Raw genomic sequence first — 19,285 nt, forward strand, 5'->3', positions numbered from 1 at the left:
CAGAGGGGCTTTTTCATCAAGAATAGCAGTATTCAGGCTAAATCTTGTCTTGGTTGATAAATTTTGTGTTTGGTTGCTAACAATATTTGAAAAACATTTAGTTTCACTTGTCGGACTCAAAGAGGTATTGTAGAAATAGTAAGCTAATCAAGCTTTGAAAGTAAATTTGAGGTGTGATATATGAACATGGAACACATTATTAGTAAATTAGACCAGCATACCCCTACGATTCTGGGGAGCGAAAATTTTTTAAAATATGCGGTCCTCTTGCCGCTGATTCGAAAAGACAGTGAGATTCATGTTCTTTTTGAAGTCCGTTCGCTGAAACTAAGAAGGCAGCCTGGTGAAATTTGTTTCCCGGGAGGAAGAATTGATTCAGAAGATACAGATGAGAGAGGTGCAGCCATTCGCGAGACGATCGAAGAATTGGGAATTAAAGGCGAGGAAATTTCGGATGTATACCCAATAGATTATCTCATTTCCGGATTTGGAATGATTGTCTATCCTTATGTAGGATTCATCGACTGTCCAGAAAGGATTAAGCCTAATCCAACCGAAGTCGGCGATATTTTCACGGTACCTTTATCCTATTTTATAGAAACGGAGCCGGAAGTTTATCATGTTAGTTTTAAAGCTGAACCCGAGGAAAACTTCCCGCTTAACTTATTGGTCGGCGGTGAGAATTATAATTGGCAGTCAAGGCAGATGGATGAGTTTTTCTATATCTATGAAAACAGGGTCATATGGGGGCTAACAGCAAGGATTTTATCGCACTTTGTTGAAATTCTTCGTTAACTTATAAAGACTAGAGAAAGTGATTTCACGTATTATCTCCTCTCTGGCAAGCGGGGCTACGGGTCAAATCATTCATTCGGATGGGGGCTTTTGGGATTGAATCGCCCGATATGGAAAGCACCCAACCTACCATACCAGGAAGACTAGGTGCTTTCTTTGCTATCTTTTCTGAGATCTTTCATTGCTTCGCAGGGAGGTTACATACTTATTGCTGCCAGCTTCCATGCCAACTATAAAGAGAAGAACAGCCTCGATAATCAGAATGATGAGTGGGATTGTCCAGGCATGCGCAATATCGTGGATAAATCCAAATAGAGCGGGAGCTATAGCTGCTAATAAATAACCGACAGATTGCGCCATACCTGATAGCTCAGCTGCCTGTTCTGCGTTATGAGTGCGCAGTACAAAAAACATGGTGGCCAGGCCAAATGCTGCTCCAATTGCAATCCCTATCAATATTACATATAACGGTGCTAAAGCAGTAATTCCACTTAGAAGTCCCATGCAGCCAAGGAGTAAAAAGACAACAATGAATCCCACTAGACTGCGTTGATTGGAGCTGCGTCCTGCCAGAATTGGTACGATGAATGAAGCTGGAAGGCTCGCAAATTGTGCCAATGACAGAAGCCAGCCTGCTGCTGATTGGCTTATCCCTTGTTGGTGAAGAATCGCTGGTAGCCAGGTGATCACAGAATAGAAGAACGTTGATTGCAAACCCATGAACAGGGCTACTTTCCAGGCAAGGCTAGAGCGCCATAAAGATTCGCCTTTTGCTGGAGAACTTTTTGGCTTTTGGCGAAGACGCAGTTGCGGAATCCAGAATAGAATGGACACAACAGAAAGGAGCGCCCAGCAAGCAAGGGCACCGCGCCATCCAAAACCTAAGCCTTGAGTGATCGGAATACTAATCCCCGAGGCAATCGCGGCCCACATATTCATCGAAACCGAGTATGTGCCTGTCATAATACCGACTCTATTGGGAAATTCCCGTTTAATTAAGCCGGGTAAAAGTACGTTACATATAGCAATCGCTATCCCAAGCAAAACTGTACCGATAAACAGTGTATTCATAAATGGCACAGAACGCAGAATAATTCCTGCAGCCAGCAAAAGCAATGCTCCAAAGAGTGTGTACTCTAAGCCAAGACGACGCGCAACTTTAGGAGCAAGAGGCGAAAAAAAAGCAAACGCCAGCACTGGCAACGTGGTCAGCATGCCTGCTATCGTATTCGACATTCCTGTATCCTGGCGAATCGTTTCAATGATCGGTCCTACACTTGTAAGAGGTGCTCTTAACGTTGCTCCAGTAAAAACAATTCCTAATATGAGTACCCAAATTCCCAACCGGGAAGAAGAAGCATGTGTCTGAGTTATTTTATCTTCCGGAATCATGTAAATCCTCCTTATGCTTTTATGTCGTATAGTAATCTGAATGTAAGTTTAGATTTTATAAAAAATCCACTATATCCTCATTATCTTTTTATTGTTTTTCAATATTCATAGAGATCCTATTAAAAGAAATCTCAGGACGCCTATTAGCCTTATATAAAAAAAAATCTATTAAAAAGATAAAAACAAACCTCTGAAGGTTTGCTCTCTTTTCGGACACCTTAATAAAAATGCCATGAATAAAAGGTGAATAATAAGAAAAGCTTTTTGCATAATTATTATAGCATTGTTTTTATTTAGCAATCAGAAGTTTTTCTTCCCAGTGGAGCTTCTTCTTTAGTTGGAAGTTTATTAATAGAAAAAAATGTTATTATCTGTTTCGTTATTGCTCCATTTTTTTCATTCACTTATTTTTTCTCTTTCTTTATAACGCTCCAGGTTTTCAGAATTTTCATGGAATGGAAATATGATAATGGCACCAAAGAATATATTCTATCACTAAACGGATTGGCTTTTTATTTAGTAATCGTGGGCACCCTGAATCTGTACAGATAGTAAACCGCTCTCGAAATGTAAATTAGTAAGAACAATCCTGCAAAAAAATTTTTCACCAAATTTCGTGTAGTTTTGCTATAATCAAGAAAAGTTCATATTCAAGAGAAATGTAGGGGAGCTGGTGTTGCCAGCTGAGAATGCATCCGTAAGATGCTGACTCTTTGAACCTGATCTGGGTTAGACCAGCGGAGGGAACATCAATTCAAACACTTCATGTTTGTTAGGTATGTTAGCGTCCGGATCAGATCCGGACGTTTTCTTTTTGCTATTTTTCTGATACGTGGACAAATGAAAGAGGAGGTTTATTTATATGGGGAAATTTATTGTTGTCTTGGCAGCTATTTTTGCTTTGGCCGGATGTTCAGGAGAAGAACCCAAGCAAAGTGATGAAGGGAAAGAGCCGCTGAAAAAGGTATCTGTAGTCCTTGATTGGACACCTAATACTAATCATACCGGATTATACGTGGCAAAAGAAAAAGGGTATTTTGCAGAACAGGGACTTGATGTTGAGATTGTAAAACCGGGGGAAGCTGGAGCCGATCAGCTGGTAGCGTCGCAAAAAGCAGATTTTGGTGTCAGCTACCAGGAAGGCATCACCCAGGCCAGAGTCCAGGGCGTGCCGCTTGTTTCGCTGGCTGCAGTAATTCAGCATAATACATCAGGATTTGCTTCACCAGCCAGCAAAAACATCAAAACCCCTAAAGATTTTGAAGGAAAAGTATACGGCGGCTGGGGCTCGCCTGTGGAAAAAGCTGTTTTGCTATCATTAATGAAGGTGGATAAGGCTGACATTAATAAAACGGAAATCGTAAATACCGGGGATACTGATTTTTTCACATCCGTGAAGAGGGATATTGATTTTGCCTGGATTTATTATGCCTGGACAGGAGTCGAAGCTGAACTGCGCGGGGAAAAGTTAAACATGGTCTATTTAACCGATTATAGTAAAAAGCTCGATTATTACACTCCAGTTTTAGCAACAAGCGAAAAAATGATTGAAAAGGATCCTGAAACAGTGAAAGCCTTTACCCACGGGGCGTCAAAAGGATATCAGTTTGCGATTGAGCATCCAGATGATGCTGCTGATATTCTTATAAAAGCTGAGCCCGACCTTGATAAAGAGCTGGTGAAAAAAAGCCAGCAATGGTTAGCGCCGAAATATCAGGATGATGCGAAACGCTGGGGTGAGCAAAAACTTGAGGTATGGGAAAATTACGCTTCCTGGATGGATGAAAACGAATTGCTTGAAGGTAAATTTGAAGCAGAAAAGGCATTTACAAATAAATTTATACCTGAGTGAGGAGGAAAAACAATGGCTAGTTCTTTAGTGAGTGTTCAAATCATCCCAAAAACAAACAATGGGGACGATGTGATTCCGTTTGTGGATGAAGCAATTAAAATCATCGATGAAGCCGGCGTCAAGTATGAGGTGCATCCGTTGGAAACGACAATGGAAGGAAATTTACCTGAACTTCTTGATGTGATTAAGAAAATGAATGATAAAATGATCGAGCTTGGATGCCAAAACGTGATTACCCAAATGAAAATATTATATCAGCCGCAAGGAATTACCATGGATACTTTAACGGAGAAGTACCGTTGAAGTTTAGGGTGATTTGGAAAAAGGCAGGAGCTGTTTTCCTCCTGTTCGGAATCCTGGTGATCTGGGAGTTGGCCGTGAACTGGACGGATACACCAGCATGGCTGCTCCCGGCACCGTCTGACATTTTTTCTGAAGCACAGGCCTCATATCCAGATTTTTTTGGACATGTTCTGTCGACTATCTATCTAACACTACTTGGTTTTTTGATTGGAAGTTCTGTTGGATTCTTGCTTGCGGTGATCCTTCATATTCTGCCAAAAATAAGGGATACCTTCTATCCTATTTTGATTCTTTCACAGAATGTACCAATTATTGTATTGGCACCGTTGTTAATCATCTGGCTTGGATTTGGAATCCTGCCGAAAATCATCGTGATTGGCCTGGTTTGCTTTTTCCCTGTGGCGATAGCAGCACTTGATGGATTGAAAAATACCTCTTCCGAATTAAAGCATTATCTAAACATGATGGGAGCAACCAAGTATCAACTCTTTTGGAAGCTGGAGCTGCCGCATGCTCTACCGTCTTTGTTTTCCGGATTGAAAATCTCCGCTACATATAGTGTCATGGGAGCAGTCATTTCAGAATGGCTTGGCGCCAAAACAGGAGTAGGCGTCTATATGACATTAGCATCATCCTCATTTCGTACCGACCGGGTATTTGTAGCGATTTTTACGATCATGCTTTTAAGTTTACTATTTTTCTTCGTAATAGTAATAGTAGAGCGGATTTTTACGAAATGGCACACCAAAGGGGTAGATAAAAGTGAAAGTAAGCATTGACGGTGTGTACAAGTCGTTTGGCCATACAGAAGTGTTGAAAGACGTCTCTCTTTCGGTAAATGAGGGTGAGTTCGTCACTTTGCTTGGACCTTCAGGCAGCGGAAAAAGTACGCTTTTTCATCTGATTGGCGGACTGATGACACCAGACAAGGGAAGTATATTTCTTAACGGGGAACAAGTGAATGGAAAAAGAGGGTTGATAAGCTACATGCCGCAGCAGCCTTCTTTGTTACCCTGGAGGACGGTGTTAGATAATGTGCTGCTTGGTCAGGAGCTTTCCCAAAAGCCAGAGATAGAAAAGGGAAAAGACTGGCTGCGTAAGGTGGGGCTGGGGGACTATGAGAATTCTTATCCAAGTGAATTATCGGGAGGAATGAAGCAGCGCGTGGCGTTTATTCGCGCCCTGCTTAGTCCCCAAAATCTAATGTGTCTTGATGAGCCATTCTCGGCTCTCGATGAGCTTACTAGATTAGAAATGCAAAGATGGTTATTATCCATTTGGGAAGAGCACCGGCGCTCGATTCTGTTTGTTACTCATAGTATTGAGGAAGCCTTGCTTTTATCCGATCGGATTTACATTTTGTCGCAGCGGCCTGCTGCAGTAATAGAGGAAATCAATGTCCCGTTTTCCAGGCCGAGAAAGGAAGCTCTACCCTTTACAGATCAGTTTGTGGCATATAAACGGCATATCTATGATGTATTGAAGCATGAAGTGTAGGCGGGTGAAAACATGAAAATCATCGATGCCCATATCCATTTTGACCAATATGAAAAAGACAAGCGAGATGTGATTTTACAAGAAATGAACGCAGCCGGGATTGATTATATCATTTCGGTATCTACCAATCTTGAATCATCGATAAAGAATTTAGCATTATCCAAAGATGATAGACGGATCAAGGCTGCATTCGGCTTTCACCCTGAGCCGCCGCTTCCGGAAAAAGCCGTCATTGATCAGCTGATCCAGTGGATAAAAGAAAACCAGGGTAATATGATAGCAATCGGAGAAGTAGGCTTGCCCTATTATGCAAGACAAGCGAGCCGGTCTGAAATGTTTCCTTATGAATCATATGTAGAGATATTAGAAAGGTTCGTCACGCTCGCTGCTGAGCTTCACAAACCGATCATATTGCATGCTGTTTACGATGATGCGCCAGTTGTTTGTGATTTACTGGAGAAACACAAAATAGCGTCCGCCCATTTTCATTGGTTCAAAGGTGATAAGCAAACGATGAAACGGATGATTCAAAATGGCTATTTTATTTCTGTTACTCCTGATGTGATCTATGAAAGGGAAATACAGGAGTTGGTGAAGGAATATCCTTTAGAGTTGATGATGGTCGAGACTGATGGTCCTTGGCCGTTTGAAGGACCTTTTTCTGGACAATCGACGCATCCAAAGATGATACAGCCATCCATCTCCAAAATTTCCGAGCTTAAAAATATAGCTGTAAAAGAAGTATCTGAAATCCTTTATGAAAATACGAGCCAGTTTTATACTTTATAAGGACTTCGCAACGCGTAAGTCCTTTTTTATAGAATTATAGGGTACATGCATTGTTCGGTCTTGGCCTTCGAACCAATTTTACGATGATAATTTTGCCTATTGTCGTTTTTTAATTTTGGTCAACAAGGGGATACGGCAGTTTGAATAAGAAATATCAGATTTAATTCCTATTTTCTATCAGAACGCTTTTTATTAATATTTCTATCCAATAAATCCTGTAAAGTGGTATGATCCAGCAAATCTGCCACTTCGTCCCGAATTAAAGCCCAAAGTGGTTTTAACATACAGCCTTGATCTTCAAGAGGACAATATTCATATGATGTGATGCTGACACAGCTCATGGGCGCAAGCGGGCCTTCCAAGTCACGAATCACCTTACCAATCACGATTCTTTCGGGTGCTTCCTTCAATTTGTACCCTCCATTTACCCCCCGTTTACTTATTACATAGCCGTGGCTTTTTAAATGCAATAAAATTTGTTCGAGGTATTGTGAAGATACTAATGTCTCCTTTGAAATGTCTTTGATCTGAACCAGTTCTTCTTCTTTTCTTCCTAAGGCTATTAGCGCTCTTAATGCATATTCTCCTTTACTTGAAATTTTCATATGATTGTCACTCCTCAGGTTAAAAAACCCTTTATATCATACTATTGTTTTTTAAAAGAAGTTATACATAGGAATATGCCTGTTTATATAAAGGACAAGCACGCATGTATCAATCTATTCATAATGTAAAGTAATTTAGAAAGTCGACTAACTTAATCAAGTTACTTTTGAATGGAGGATATTTTATGCGTAAATTGATCATTTTTGCGTTCATTGGGTTTTTAGCACAGTTAATTGATGGTTCACTGGGAATGGCGTACGGTGTTACCTCGTCCACGCTGTTGCTAACGTTCGGCATTGCACCTGCAGTTGTTTCGGCATCAGTCCACTTAGCAGAAGTTGTCACCACTGCAGCATCTGGTGCTTCGCACATTAAGTTTGGCAATGTAGACAAACAAGCCGTATTTCGGCTCATTATCCCTGGTTCCATTGGAGCATTTGCAGGAGCGTGCTTCTTGAGTAATTTACCTGGGGATGTGGCAAAGCCATATATCGCCTTGTTTCTATTGCTTCTTGGCATCTATGTTCTAGTTCGTTTTATGTTTAGACTCGAATCAGGAACACAGAAAAATTCAATTGGCTTAACCCGAAAGCAATCCATCCCCCTTGGACTGATTGCAGGATTTGCTGATGCAACAGGTGGAGGCGGATGGGGCCCCATCGCTACACCGGTCCTCTTGTCTAAAAAAGGGACGATAGCAAGAAAAGTTGTTGGTACAGTCGATACCAGTGAGTTTGCAATTGCGGTTTCAGCCACTCTGGGATTTTTGGTTTCCCTTGGTTGGGAAGAAGTGAACTGGTTCTGGGTTGGTGCACTGATGATTGGAGGGGTAGTGGCAGCCCCGATAGCTGCATGGGTAGTGAAAAAACTGCCTGCTTATCTGTTAGGTGTCCTGGTGGGAGGATTTATCGTTCTGACTAATGCCCGGACTTTACTCAATACATGGTCAGTAGATGCAACCTGGATGCCTTTGATCTATGGATTGATAGTGGTTGGGTGGTTCTTAGCAATCAATTATTCTATTAAAAAGAACAGATTAAGGAGAGAATAGGAATGGATTTTATTGATAAGTATTTAGATCGTTAATCCTTTTTCAACAAAATATTACTACAATACACTAAAGTGGATCTTATTAAACTTTATTGTAAAAACCTTTGATTGATTATTCCAATGAAATAGGAGTCAGAAGGAGTTCTTATGAACCCTTCTTTTTTATTTCTAATTTTTTAAATAAAAGAAGACCCCAGCCAAACCGGGGCCATTTACAGATGTGAAGTAAGAACAATTTGCAATCACAACGTGTGTATGTGCATATTCTACATTTTTATCACAAACAATATGTATAAACCGCTGCTCGACATGGCTTTCATTTTGCGAGGAGGAGTAAGATGAAAACTATAATCAACGAAGAATTTTTAGTATCCCCTTTTTTCGTTTTCTTTCTGATGTACACCAGTATTATTGGCGTGGGGATCATGAGTTTTCAAAGAGATATCACAGAGGGTGCCGGTTATGATGCATGGATTTCCGTCTTATTATCCGGAGTAAGCATTCATATTCTAGTTTGGATGATGTATCGAATTCTTGGATTAGCTAATAATGATGTCACTTATATTCACCAATTTTGCTTTGGTAAATGGATCGGAGGATTATTAAACGCTGTTATTATCATCTACTTTCTTTTAATGGTATTGATTACTTTCCGTGTTTATATTGAGATTGTCCAAGTTTCGATGTTTCCCTTAATGAAGACATGGCAAATAAGTTTCATTTTCCTGCTTCTGATTTATTATGTTGTTTCGGGTGGATTTCGTGTAATTACAGGGATATGTTTTTGGGGAACTGTACTGCCTTTTATGATTCTGTTTCCTCTTTCATTCTTTCCTTTAGAATTTGCACATATAAATCATTTATTTCCCCTTTTCAGTCATTCGGTTAAGGAAATATTAGTATCAACTAAAACGATGGTGTATCAGTTTATTGGATTTTCAACTCTATTCATGTTCTACCCTTTTATTAAGAATCCTGAAAGATCACAAAAATGGGCCCATTTTGGAGTTCTGACTACGATCTTACTATACTTTATCATAGCAATCATCACTTTTGTTTACTTTAGTGAAGAGCATCTCAAACATACTATCTTGCCGACATTAACTTTAGGGAAAATTGTGGAAGTACCTATGATAGAAAGATTCGAATATATTATCGTTTCCATGTGGTTACTTCTCGTACTGCCAAATATTTGCCTTAAATTATGGGCAGCATGTCGTGGTGTTAAGAAATTAATAAATATCAAACAACATACCATCTTGTTCATTTTCCTGTTTATCTTGTTTTGTTTAACTAATGTTTTAGAGCGCCATAGACAGATAGAACAACTAGCTAATGTAATCTCAAATATTGGTTTCTATTTTTCATATCTATATATCCCTTTTCTTTTTGTTGCCATTCACATTAAACAAAAATTCAATAAGTCTAAGGTTACTTCTGTGAAAAACTAACAACGGAAATATTTTATTGACCGTGTAGGTATGAATTGTTATAATCATTTTATTATTTTCAAATAGCAAGCGATGATCGTTATGGGTAACACTATAACAGGAGCAGCTTCTGGAGAGACCGTGGAATGCGGCGCCGAAGGATTCACAATCTCAGGCAAAAGGACAGAAGAGTAACTTATGATCACGTAATAGGTTATTCTACGGACTGCCTTGAGATTGGAGAAATCCAATCTTTTTTTTATTTTCAAAACTCAGGTAGGGAGATGACAGGATGAGACGTGCAGTAGTAAGTGTAGTCGGAAAAGACCAGGTAGGCATTATCGCCAAAGTGACCACTGTTTTGTCAGACAGCCATATCAATATTCTCGATATAAGCCAGACGATTTTACAAGATTTCTTTACGATGATGATGATTGTCGATGTAACCGGAATCGAAAATTTGGATCGACTGCAAGAACAGCTTGGTAATACCGGGGATGATCTTTCCTTGAAAATAAATATTCAGCTTGAAGAAATTTTTCAGGCGATGCATCGTGTTTGAGTAGGAGGATGAGAAATGAATATTGCACTCGATGAGATGATGGAAACGATCCGAATGATCCAGATGGAAAATTTGGATATCCGTACGGTTACGATGGGGATTAGCTTACATGATTGTGGTGATTCCGATTTTGAAAAGATGAACAAGAAAGTGTACGGCAAAATTGTAAGTCTCGCTGGCCGATTAAAGGAAGTTGCCGAAGCAGTTGAAAAAGAGTACGGCATTCCGATCATAAACAAGCGAATATCGATTACACCTATTGCTGAGATTTTAGGGAATGCGACGAAAGAGCAAGCAGTCGAGCTGGCTAAAACATTGGATAAAGCGGCCATTGAGCTTGGAGTTGATTTTATCGGCGGCTACTCTGCGCTTGTACATAAAGGAATCACAAAGGGAGACCAGACCCTGCTTGATGCACTGCCGGAAGCATTAAGCGTAACGGAGAGGGTATGTTCCTCCGTTTCCGTGGCTACGACAAGAAGCGGGATCAATATGGATGCTGTCCGCCAAATGGGCATGATCATCAAAGAAGCTGCGGAAAGAACAAAGGACCAGGATGGAATGGCCTGCGCCAAGCTGGTTGTTTTTTGCAATCCTGTTGAAGACAATCCGTTTATGGCAGGAGCCTTTCATGGGGCAGGCGAAGGTGAGGTAGTCCTAAATGTTGGAGTAAGCGGTCCAGGGGTTGTCTTGAACGCCTTAAAGCGCTATCCTGAGGCAGATCTCGGTGAAGTATCTGATGTTATCAAAAAGACTGCTTTTAAAATCACGCGTGCCGGTGAGCTAATTGGACGGATCGTGGCCGAGCGCCTTGGTGTTCCATTCGGTATCATGGATTTATCACTGGCACCGACAAATGCAATGAACGACAGTGTTGCAGAAATTCTCGAAGAAATAGGGCTTGAACGGGTTGGAACTCACGGAACCATCGCCGCGCTTGCACTCATGAATGATGCCGTGAAAAAAGGAGGCGCCATGGCCAGTTCCTATGTCGGCGGCCTGAGCGGAGCATTCATTCCGGTCAGTGAAGACAATGGAATGATCCAGGGTATTATCGATAACTCCCTGACGCTTCCGAAATTGGAAGCAATGACATGCGTCTGCTCGGTAGGCCTGGATATGATTGCCCTAACAGGTGATGTAACGCCTGCTACTTTGTCAGCACTCATTGCGGATGAAGCGGCAATCGGGATGATTAACAAGAAGACAACTGCAGTACGCGTCATTCCTGTTCCCGGTAAGGAAGAAGGCGAGATGGTTGAGTTTGGTGGTCTGCTCGGCCGTGCGCCGGTGATGGGAGTGAACCCATTCAGTTCAGAAAAGTTAATTCGCCGTGGCGGACGGATTCCCGCTCCGCTGCAGGCGCTGATCAATTAAATTAGTTTCGCACAAAACAGACTTACCTGAAGTGGTGAGTCTGTTTTTTTATCATTTGAATTAAAAAGCGTTTTTGGAAAATAATATAAGGGGATTCTAGAGGGAATTATCCAAGGAGGAAAAATGGAGAGAAACTATGCAATAGACTTTATAAAATTTTTCGCGATATTTGCTGTTGTAGTGATTCACACTATTCCAAAGGATAGTCTGATTGGATTATTTGTTCTTGATAACTTTTCTAGATTTGCTGTTCCTTTTTTCTTTGTTGCTTCAGGTTATTTGTTCGGCCTAAAAATTATCGATAATAAAGAATCTCTTGCGTATTTTAAGAAATATGTTATAAAAATCCTTAAAATTTACGTTTGCTGGCTTGTTTTCTATACGATATATGATGTTCTAATTATTTACAAAAATGGTTCTGGTGTACAACGAGAATTAATGAAGTATTTTGATGAATTTACGCTGTTGAATCTTCTGTATTACGGAGAAGGGACTAGCGGATACCATTTATGGTTTCTCACTTCCTTGATTTGGAGCATTATCACTTTGTATGTTTTTTTTAGAATAAAAAAAATAAACATCCTTTTCATAGTCAGCCTTGTTTTAAACCTAATAGGTCTGTTTGGACAATCCTACTCCATGTTCTATAAACTTCCGATAAGCAGCACTCGGGATACACTTTTCTTTGGGTTATTTTATACCGCTTTAGGCTTTTTCTTTGCCTTTAATTTAAAATGGAATAAACCCAGGCAAATAAACAATAAAACATACCTATATTTATTCTTTTTCTTTTCTCTTTTACAAGTGATGGAAGGGTACATTTTAGACAAAGTATTTTCAGGCAGTCATGGAGAATACTTTTTATCAACTATTTTTCTAACAGCGTTTCTATTTTTCTTTGCTCTGAATAACAAACTGCTTGGAAAGGGTTTACTAATCACAAAAATTGGTGGTGACGCTCTGGGCATTTATATCGTTCATGTTTTTTTTATAGATATTGTTGACCTTACTTTAAATTCTTTGGGCTTGAATTTTATATCAGAAAATTTGCTTTGGAAACTATTTGAAACACTGATTGTTTTTATTATTTCGTATATTGCGTATAGCTTTCTTCAGTATTTAAAGCATGGATTAATGAGGAAAAACCATTCTTGAAACCGTGGTACTTTAATGCGTTTATTTGTAAGTTCAAATTCTGAACATCAGCGGAAACACAAGCATACTCTGTTCTAGGGGGATTATTATGTTGAAAAAGTGTTCATTCTTATCTGGCGGAAACTGTTACCTATAGTGGTACTAGCAGTTACAATTAAATGGCATGAAAACTAGCTTTGATAACCTCGTTTATAAAGACTAAATAAGTTTTGTTACAAGAAAAAAATGTTTTTTCTTATTCTAATTATATTGAATTTAACATTCAATTATTTTAGAATGGATATATTACATAATGAGGGGGGCACTTTTATGAAACATCTGTATTCCCCGCAGCCAATTGAAACAATTTCCTTGGAAGTAGAATCCTCACCTGTTTGGGAAGTGATTCTTGGTATAGCGGGATACACACATACACAACTTCGACATACGTTCGATCTGGATGAAAAATGGACAACAGAGCAAAGCTCAATGCCTGGATCACTAGTAAATCATCTGAAAGTAATAGAGAAGACCAACTTCTGGTATGGGCTGATTATGCTTCAAAACAAACTATCTGCATCATCTGTTCGAAATTTTTCGAACCTTCTTTCTGAAATGCCAATTGATTATTTTTATGACATACTTCTACCTTATAAAGATCGTGATACTGAAGCTATGAGAAAAACAACTGCCACGCAATGTGATCGTCTAGAATTATTTGAGCAATATGCTGCCTATTTTGATACCCATGACTACCTAGGTGAATATGTTCGTGGTCTTGGCCACTATTCGTATCAAGATATTTGCGATCTTTTCAACTATACGATGGATGAGTGGTACAACTGGGTAAGCCAACATGAAGAATGGGATAAGTGGACTCGGGCACTTGCCTTTGAGCAGAAGCAATACAGTTCGCTAGACATGACAAATCCCACTGAAGAAATCGAGCGCATTACGGGTGGAATTAAATATCGCCCAGAACCTTCTGTTTGGACAGTCAAATTGATTCCACATATATCGTATCGTCCGTGGATCTTAGAAAAGCGCACACCCGATACGAAACTCTTCTTTTATCCTTTAAAGGAAGAATATCTAATGGAGCCAGGTATCCCGTCTAAGGAATTGGTTCGCGGTCATAAGGCATTAGGAGATGAACTTCGCTTGAAATTGCTTTATCAATTACTAAAGGGACCTTCATCGCTGCAAGAGATGAGCGTCCAGTTCAATACTTCCAAAACTACACTGCATCACCAGCTCTCTTTATTAAAAGCAGCAAAGTTTATTCGGGTTGATAAAGGGATCTATTCGGCTAATCTAACACAGATTAACTCCTTTTCCGGGCAGCTCACTCAGTACCTTGGAGATCACATATGAAAAAATATTCTAAACCATTTAAAGCACTTTGGATAGGCGAAATCATTTCGGAATTTGCCGGAGCAGCTGGGGGAATCATTAACGGGTTATTGCTATATGAATTGACAGGATCAAAGGAATGGATGGGAGCACTTTGGCTTATCTATTTTATTCCCTCCTTGATTTTGCAAGGCATAAGTGCTCCGTTTTTAAACCATGTCGTAAAAGAGAAAATGCTTCGAAACATACAGCTGATTCGTGCTGGTGCTTATCTTCTTCCACTCGCCAGTTATATACTGGGTACAGATTTGGGGATTATTTTGGGATTAATCGTTTTGCAAAGTCTGTTAGGATTGATGCAGCCGATATACGCAAGTCTGTCCTTTTCACTTCTACCTGATATTTGCAAAGAAGAAGAGCTTGTCGAAGCAAATGGATTATTGGATGGAACCATTCGACTCATGAGCTTTATTGCTCCCGGAGCAACTTCTTTATTTCTGTTGGTCAGCCCCGTGCATTTCATTTATGGTTTTTCATCTGCTATGTTCTTCGTTAGCTATCTCGCACTCTCACGCATTCCTCAGTCAAGTACGAAGAGAGTGGCAACTTGGACAAAGAAGTTTTGGTGGGCAGAAATGAAAGAAGGATATCGAACATTTTTTAAATACCCGCGTCTTATGCGACTCACGATTCTTTCTTCTACGGTGCAATTTGCGGTAGGAGCGACGCTGGTTTTAAGTGTGCCTTTTATACGAGGAGACCTTGATGGTCATTCTTGGGAATATGCAATCTTTTCTAGTGCTTTCCCAGTCGGTTATGCCATTGGAATGGTACTGCTTACGAAGTTACCAAAAACCTATCAAACGATGTACCTCGGTTTAATCGGAGGAGGTCTTTCGTTCGTACTCTTGTTCTTTGTTAACTCCATTCCTTTTGCGTGGATGTGTGAGCTGTTTGGGGGAATGTTATTTCCTCTTTTCAATGCTCAAAGTGCAGCGATTTTTCAGCGTGAGGCTCCTCGAAATCGTTTGACCCAACTAAGTGCCGTTCGATTGCTTTTCCTTCGGGTTACCATGCCGTTGGGAATATTGTTTGCTTCCTCATCATTTTTTGACCTAAGTACACGTCAGACCTATGCAATTGTCGGAATAGTAATTGTTCTCCCAGGATTACTTTGTCTCTTTGCTTCAGCTTCACAACCCGAAAACAATCTGCTTGAGAAGAAAAAGCAAAAAACAAGTTAACTAAAAGCGCTTAACCGATAATAAAATATATGTAAGCCAACTGTTTCGGTTCTTCAACAACCTTCAAGTGATAAAATTAAACATTAAATGGGGGATTAAGATGAAAATCAGCCAAACTACTGATTATGAATTAGTCGCAAGGTTAAATAAACCCGTTCACGATTTACACACAACCTTATATCCTAAATACTTTACGGAATATAACTTTGAGGATATGAAAGAAATGTTCAAACATTTAGTAGATGATGATAATTTTATTTTCCTCGTTCTTGAAGATAATCAAAATGCTGTTGGTTATGCCTGGTTAGAGATTAGAAACTATCCGGGACATGTCTTTAAAAAAGAATATAAATCTGTCTACGTTAATCAGATCAGCATCACCGAGACGGCAAGGAAAAAAGGCTTTGGTTCGAAGTTAATGGAAGAAGTCTATAAAATCGCGAAAAATAAACATATAGACTTAATTGAGTTAGATTACTGGTCTAATAACAATGTGGCGAAAGATTTCTATAAAAAACTTGGTTTTAAGATTTACAGAGAGTTTGTTTATAAAGAGGTATAAAATGCCTAAACATTTTTCCTTTTGGAGCACCTTCCATAAATGGATTATTTGTGGTTTAATAGCAGGATAAAAGCTTTTTTACTATTCCTGGGAGGTTCCACTATGAAAAAAGGAAAGATTAATTGTCTTATTGCTCTAGTTTTTATGTTTACTCTATGTTTTAGTCAGCTGCCCCAAACAAAAATACAAGCGGCAGAAAGCGATTCTATCATTGAAGAACAAACACTGACTATCTCAACTCCAGTAGAATCTACTTTAACCAGCACCAAAAATGTTCATTGGTATAAAGTAGTTCCTTCAGATGAGGATATCGCGAGGTTCACACATTTTCGTATTAAGCTTCAATCGAAACAGGAGTTGAATATTTCTGTTTATTCCAGCTTGGAAAATGCAATTGACAACAATACCTTTGACCGTTATCTGGGATACTCCTTTGAAGAAGGACCATCACAAATCGATTTCCCGATTTCATGGAAAGGCCCTTATTATATAAAGGTCGAATATTTTGGCCAGGAAACAGCGGAGGAGGGCACAGGTGTTATAGTAGTACAAGAAGAAGCAGGTAAGAACGCAGAAGCTGTCGAGCCAGTAATGACAGACGCACCTTACACCATCAGCTACGATGGGGTCACATTGCCTCCCTCCAATCAGTCCTATGCTGAAGAATGCCCGGCAGAACTAAGTACAGATCAAAGAAAAAATGGAAAAAGTATTTTACAAGATTTGCGGACGATCCGCGAGACGGTTTTGTCCCGAACAGACAATGGACAGGATTTATCTTCTTTATACTACAAAGCCGCTCCTTACATAACTACCAAAATGATATTCGGCAAAGAAGCTAAACAGACACGAGAGAATGTGTATCAGGATTTAGTTCAATTAAAGAGTTTATTTGTGGATATAGCTGAAAGTGGAAGCGAAAGCGGCTATACAATAACTGATCAAGACCAAGAGGCCATAAATGATCTTTATAACATTTCTCGCAATGCAGTTCCTGACTCCTTAAAAGAAAAGATTGATCAAATAGCTGATAAAGCCGGACTATCCAATGTAAAAGGTCTGCCAGTTTCAGCAATTTTGTTAAAAGCTGAACTTGCTGAGACTAAACCCAAGCTGCAAGATCGGTATATTGTAAAATTAAAAGCAGGCAAAAAGCTTAACTCGATTCAATCTGATGTAAAAAAATATGGAGTCAAATCAATTAATCCTCTAAAAGGCGATGCCTCCGTTTTTGAAAATATGTTTGTCGCGCAGTTAAGTACTACAGGGCAATCGAAAGCAGCTGCTAAGCAATTTAAGGCAACTGCAGAAAAGATTTCCGATCTTCCTGAGGTGGACTTCGTTGAGCAGGTTCAACAATATCATGCATTATCAACAGATTCACAATACTCCTATCAATGGTCATTAAAAAATGACGGGACTGACGGCGTAAAAAACGCAGACATTCAGTATGAAAAGCTTAACGATCTATTAAAAGGGAAAAATTTAAAAGACACTGTCATTGCGGTTGTTGATACAGGTGTCGATCATTCACTTGCAGACCTAAACAGCAAAGTCAACACGGATTCTGGTTACAACTATATTGATCGTTCCTCGAATGCGATGGATGACAACGGCCATGGTACTCATGTATCAGGAATAATTACGGCAGCAGCCAACAATCAATATTCCATGGCTGGTATTAATTCATTCGCAAAAATACTTCCGGTTAAAGTCCTGGATGCCATGGGTAGTGGGGACACCGAACAAATCGCATATGGCATTAAGTATGCAGCCGATCATGGAGCCAAAGTGATAAATCTCAGTCTGGGAGGACCATACAGCAGGACGATTGAATACGCGCTTGCGTATGCGAATAAAAAGAATGTTACGATTGTGGCGGCCAGCGGGAATGAAGCCTTGGACGAACTTTCATACCCTGCCTCTTCAAAATATGCGATTTCAGTTGGAGCGACAAACCGAATCGATCTTGTTTCCGATTATTCGAACTATGGGAAGGGATTGGATCTTGTCGCACCTGGTACAGAGATTCCGAGCCTCGTTCCCGATGGAAATATGACTTATATGAGCGGAACTTCCATGGCCACGCCTCATGTAGCGGCAGTTGCAGGGTTGCTGTTATCAGAAAATCCTAATTTAAAGCCAAATGAAGTAGAAAAGATTTTAACCGATACAGCTAAGAATGTAGCGTTTGAAGAGCAAGACAACCAGCCTCCGGAAGATTCAGATTATCCAGAGGACGATGAAGAAGGTCCGTATCCTGTCAAACTGCCCCAACCTATTCCTGGTTATGATCCTGTATCCGGCTGGGGAAGATTGAATGCTTATGGTGCCACAAGTGCCGTTGAGTTAAAGGCAAAAGTAAATCCGATCTTAAACTATCACACTACTGTATCCGGTACTGCTAAAAGCGGCTCTATTGTTAAGGTAATGAGTGGTGAAAAAATAGTAGCAACAGGTACAGCTAACCGTTCAGGTGTCTTCACTGTGAAAATGCCTGTTCAAAAAGCAGATCAGATGCTAAGTGTGGTCATTAAAAACAATAGCGCAGAAACAGCAATAAGAGCTGTCGTCGAGAAAGCTCCGGAAAAACCGATCGTCAATCGTTTAACAAATAATGATACAAAAATAACCGGCAAAGCGGCTAAAGGATTGACCGTCAAAATTAAAGACTCTACTAAAAAAGTGATAGCGACTTCTAAAGTAAAAGACAATGGTTCCTTTGAAGTACCGCTTAAAAGCAAACTAAAAGAAAAAACCGTTTTGTATATAACTGTTTTGGATGGATACAAAGAAAGCCTTGAAGTAAAGGTAACCGTTGCTGATGTGATTCCGCCTTCTGCACCAAAAATATCCACTGTCAGTGACAGAGATACAATGTTGAAAGGGAAAACGGAAGCCTATGCTGCATTAACAGCTACTGTAAAGGGAAAAACCATTGGCACCGGCAAAGCTAATGCCAAAGGCGAATTCCAAGTAAAGATTAAAAAACAAAAAGCAGGTACAGAAATAAGTGTCACTGCAAAGGATCCGGCAGGCAATACAAGTAAAGCAACAAAAACCAAAGTAATTGATAAGACAGCCCCATCTGCACCAAAGGTAACAGCAGTAACCAATAAGAGCACAATCATAAAAGGAAAGACCGAACCAAGTGCGGCAGTTACTGTTAAAGCCGGCAAGAAAACAATTGGAACAGGAAAAGCTAATAGTAAAGGGGAATACTCGATAAAGATAGCGAAACAAAAGGCCTACACTATTTTATCGATTTCAGCGAAAGATCAGGTCGGAAATACGAGCATAGCAGTAAAATCAATCGTTAAAAAAGCAAAATAATAAACG

Annotated in this window: 18 protein-coding genes and 2 riboswitches; of the genes, 16 read left to right on the forward strand and 2 right to left on the reverse strand. The window is 39.8% G+C overall.

Translation table 11 applies throughout. From position 1 onward, the window contains the following. Positions 1-180: 180 nt before the first annotated feature. Positions 181-795, forward strand: coding sequence for an NUDIX hydrolase (locus tag ELQ35_RS05130; protein ID WP_126863760.1), 615 nt, complete (start codon positions 181-183; stop codon positions 793-795). A 159-nt stretch (positions 796-954) separates the two neighbouring features. Here ELQ35_RS05130 and ELQ35_RS05135 read toward each other — a convergent pair whose 3' ends face one another. After that, positions 955-2,187, reverse strand: coding sequence for a CynX/NimT family MFS transporter (locus tag ELQ35_RS05135; RefSeq protein ID WP_126863761.1), 1,233 nt, complete (start codon positions 2,185-2,187; stop codon positions 955-957). Between the two features lie 381 nt (positions 2,188-2,568). Here ELQ35_RS05135 and ELQ35_RS23670 point away from each other — a divergent pair, with 381 nt between their 5' ends. The 6 genes from ELQ35_RS23670 to ELQ35_RS05165 all read left to right on the forward strand — a co-directional run bounded on the left by ELQ35_RS23670 (position 2,569) and on the right by ELQ35_RS05165 (position 6,628). Continuing rightward, complete coding sequence (locus ELQ35_RS23670; RefSeq protein ID WP_370873437.1) at positions 2,569-2,739, forward strand: DUF4181 domain-containing protein; 171 nt, start codon at positions 2,569-2,571, stop codon at positions 2,737-2,739. A gap of 101 nt (positions 2,740-2,840) precedes the next feature. Further along, a riboswitch (TPP riboswitch) is annotated at positions 2,841-2,950 on the forward strand. 99 nt (positions 2,951-3,049) lie between these two features. Next, entirely contained in the window at positions 3,050-4,039 is a 990-nt protein-coding gene (locus tag ELQ35_RS05145) for an ABC transporter substrate-binding protein (protein WP_126863762.1), read from the forward strand. A gap of 12 nt (positions 4,040-4,051) precedes the next feature. After that, entirely contained in the window at positions 4,052-4,342 is a 291-nt protein-coding gene (locus tag ELQ35_RS05150) for a thiamine-binding protein (protein WP_126863763.1), read from the forward strand. Beyond that, entirely contained in the window at positions 4,339-5,121 is a 783-nt protein-coding gene (locus ELQ35_RS05155) for an ABC transporter permease (protein WP_246025981.1), read from the forward strand. Before ELQ35_RS05150 ends, ELQ35_RS05155 begins: the two co-directional genes overlap by 4 nt. After that, positions 5,105-5,839, forward strand: a complete 735-nt coding sequence (locus ELQ35_RS05160) for an ABC transporter ATP-binding protein (protein WP_126863765.1) — start codon at positions 5,105-5,107, stop codon at positions 5,837-5,839. The genes ELQ35_RS05155 and ELQ35_RS05160 overlap by 17 nt, the downstream gene beginning before the upstream one ends. 12 nt (positions 5,840-5,851) lie before the next feature. Next, the gene (locus ELQ35_RS05165; RefSeq protein ID WP_126863766.1) at positions 5,852-6,628 is read left to right on the forward strand and encodes a TatD family hydrolase; all 777 of its coding nucleotides are present in this window, start codon (positions 5,852-5,854) and stop codon (positions 6,626-6,628) included. A 167-nt stretch (positions 6,629-6,795) separates the two neighbouring features. Here ELQ35_RS05165 and ELQ35_RS05170 read toward each other — a convergent pair whose 3' ends face one another. Continuing rightward, complete coding sequence (locus ELQ35_RS05170) at positions 6,796-7,233, reverse strand: RrF2 family transcriptional regulator (protein ID WP_126863767.1); 438 nt, start codon at positions 7,231-7,233, stop codon at positions 6,796-6,798. A gap of 185 nt (positions 7,234-7,418) precedes the next feature. Here ELQ35_RS05170 and ELQ35_RS05175 point away from each other — a divergent pair, with 185 nt between their 5' ends. The 9 genes from ELQ35_RS05175 (at position 7,419) to ELQ35_RS05215 (ending at position 19,279) form a co-directional block, all read left to right on the forward strand. Then, complete coding sequence (locus tag ELQ35_RS05175) at positions 7,419-8,285, forward strand: sulfite exporter TauE/SafE family protein (RefSeq protein WP_126863768.1); 867 nt, start codon at positions 7,419-7,421, stop codon at positions 8,283-8,285. Positions 8,286-8,622: 337 nt separating this feature from the next. Continuing rightward, positions 8,623-9,735: a GerAB/ArcD/ProY family transporter gene (locus ELQ35_RS05180; RefSeq protein ID WP_126863769.1), complete on the forward strand. Its 1,113-nt coding sequence runs from the start codon at positions 8,623-8,625 to the stop codon at positions 9,733-9,735. Between the two features lie 99 nt (positions 9,736-9,834). Further along, positions 9,835-9,911, forward strand: a riboswitch (glycine riboswitch). 95 nt (positions 9,912-10,006) lie between these two features. Further along, entirely contained in the window at positions 10,007-10,276 is a 270-nt protein-coding gene (locus tag ELQ35_RS05185; protein WP_126863770.1) for an ACT domain-containing protein, read from the forward strand. A gap of 15 nt (positions 10,277-10,291) precedes the next feature. Further along, positions 10,292-11,653: a PFL family protein gene (locus tag ELQ35_RS05190; RefSeq protein ID WP_126863771.1), complete on the forward strand. Its 1,362-nt coding sequence runs from the start codon at positions 10,292-10,294 to the stop codon at positions 11,651-11,653. Positions 11,654-11,776: 123 nt separating this feature from the next. Next, a complete protein-coding gene (locus ELQ35_RS05195; RefSeq protein WP_126863772.1) occupies positions 11,777-12,808 on the forward strand; it encodes an acyltransferase family protein in 1,032 nt (343 codons plus the stop codon). Positions 12,809-13,117: 309 nt separating this feature from the next. Further along, on the forward strand, positions 13,118-14,161 hold the full coding sequence (locus ELQ35_RS05200) for an ArsR family transcriptional regulator (protein ID WP_126863773.1): 1,044 nt from the start codon (positions 13,118-13,120) through the stop codon (positions 14,159-14,161). After that, on the forward strand, positions 14,158-15,384 hold the full coding sequence (locus ELQ35_RS05205; protein ID WP_126863774.1) for an MFS transporter: 1,227 nt from the start codon (positions 14,158-14,160) through the stop codon (positions 15,382-15,384). Before ELQ35_RS05200 ends, ELQ35_RS05205 begins: the two co-directional genes overlap by 4 nt. Before the next feature lie 100 nt (positions 15,385-15,484). Beyond that, positions 15,485-15,946, forward strand: a complete 462-nt coding sequence (locus ELQ35_RS05210) for a GNAT family N-acetyltransferase (RefSeq protein ID WP_126863775.1) — start codon at positions 15,485-15,487, stop codon at positions 15,944-15,946. Between the two features lie 102 nt (positions 15,947-16,048). After that, complete coding sequence (locus ELQ35_RS05215; protein WP_126863776.1) at positions 16,049-19,279, forward strand: S8 family peptidase; 3,231 nt, start codon at positions 16,049-16,051, stop codon at positions 19,277-19,279. The last annotated feature ends 6 nt before the right edge of the window (positions 19,280-19,285 follow it).

Source organism: Peribacillus cavernae (assembly GCF_003989135.1).
GTDB lineage: Bacteria > Bacillota > Bacilli > Bacillales > DSM-1321 > Peribacillus > Peribacillus cavernae.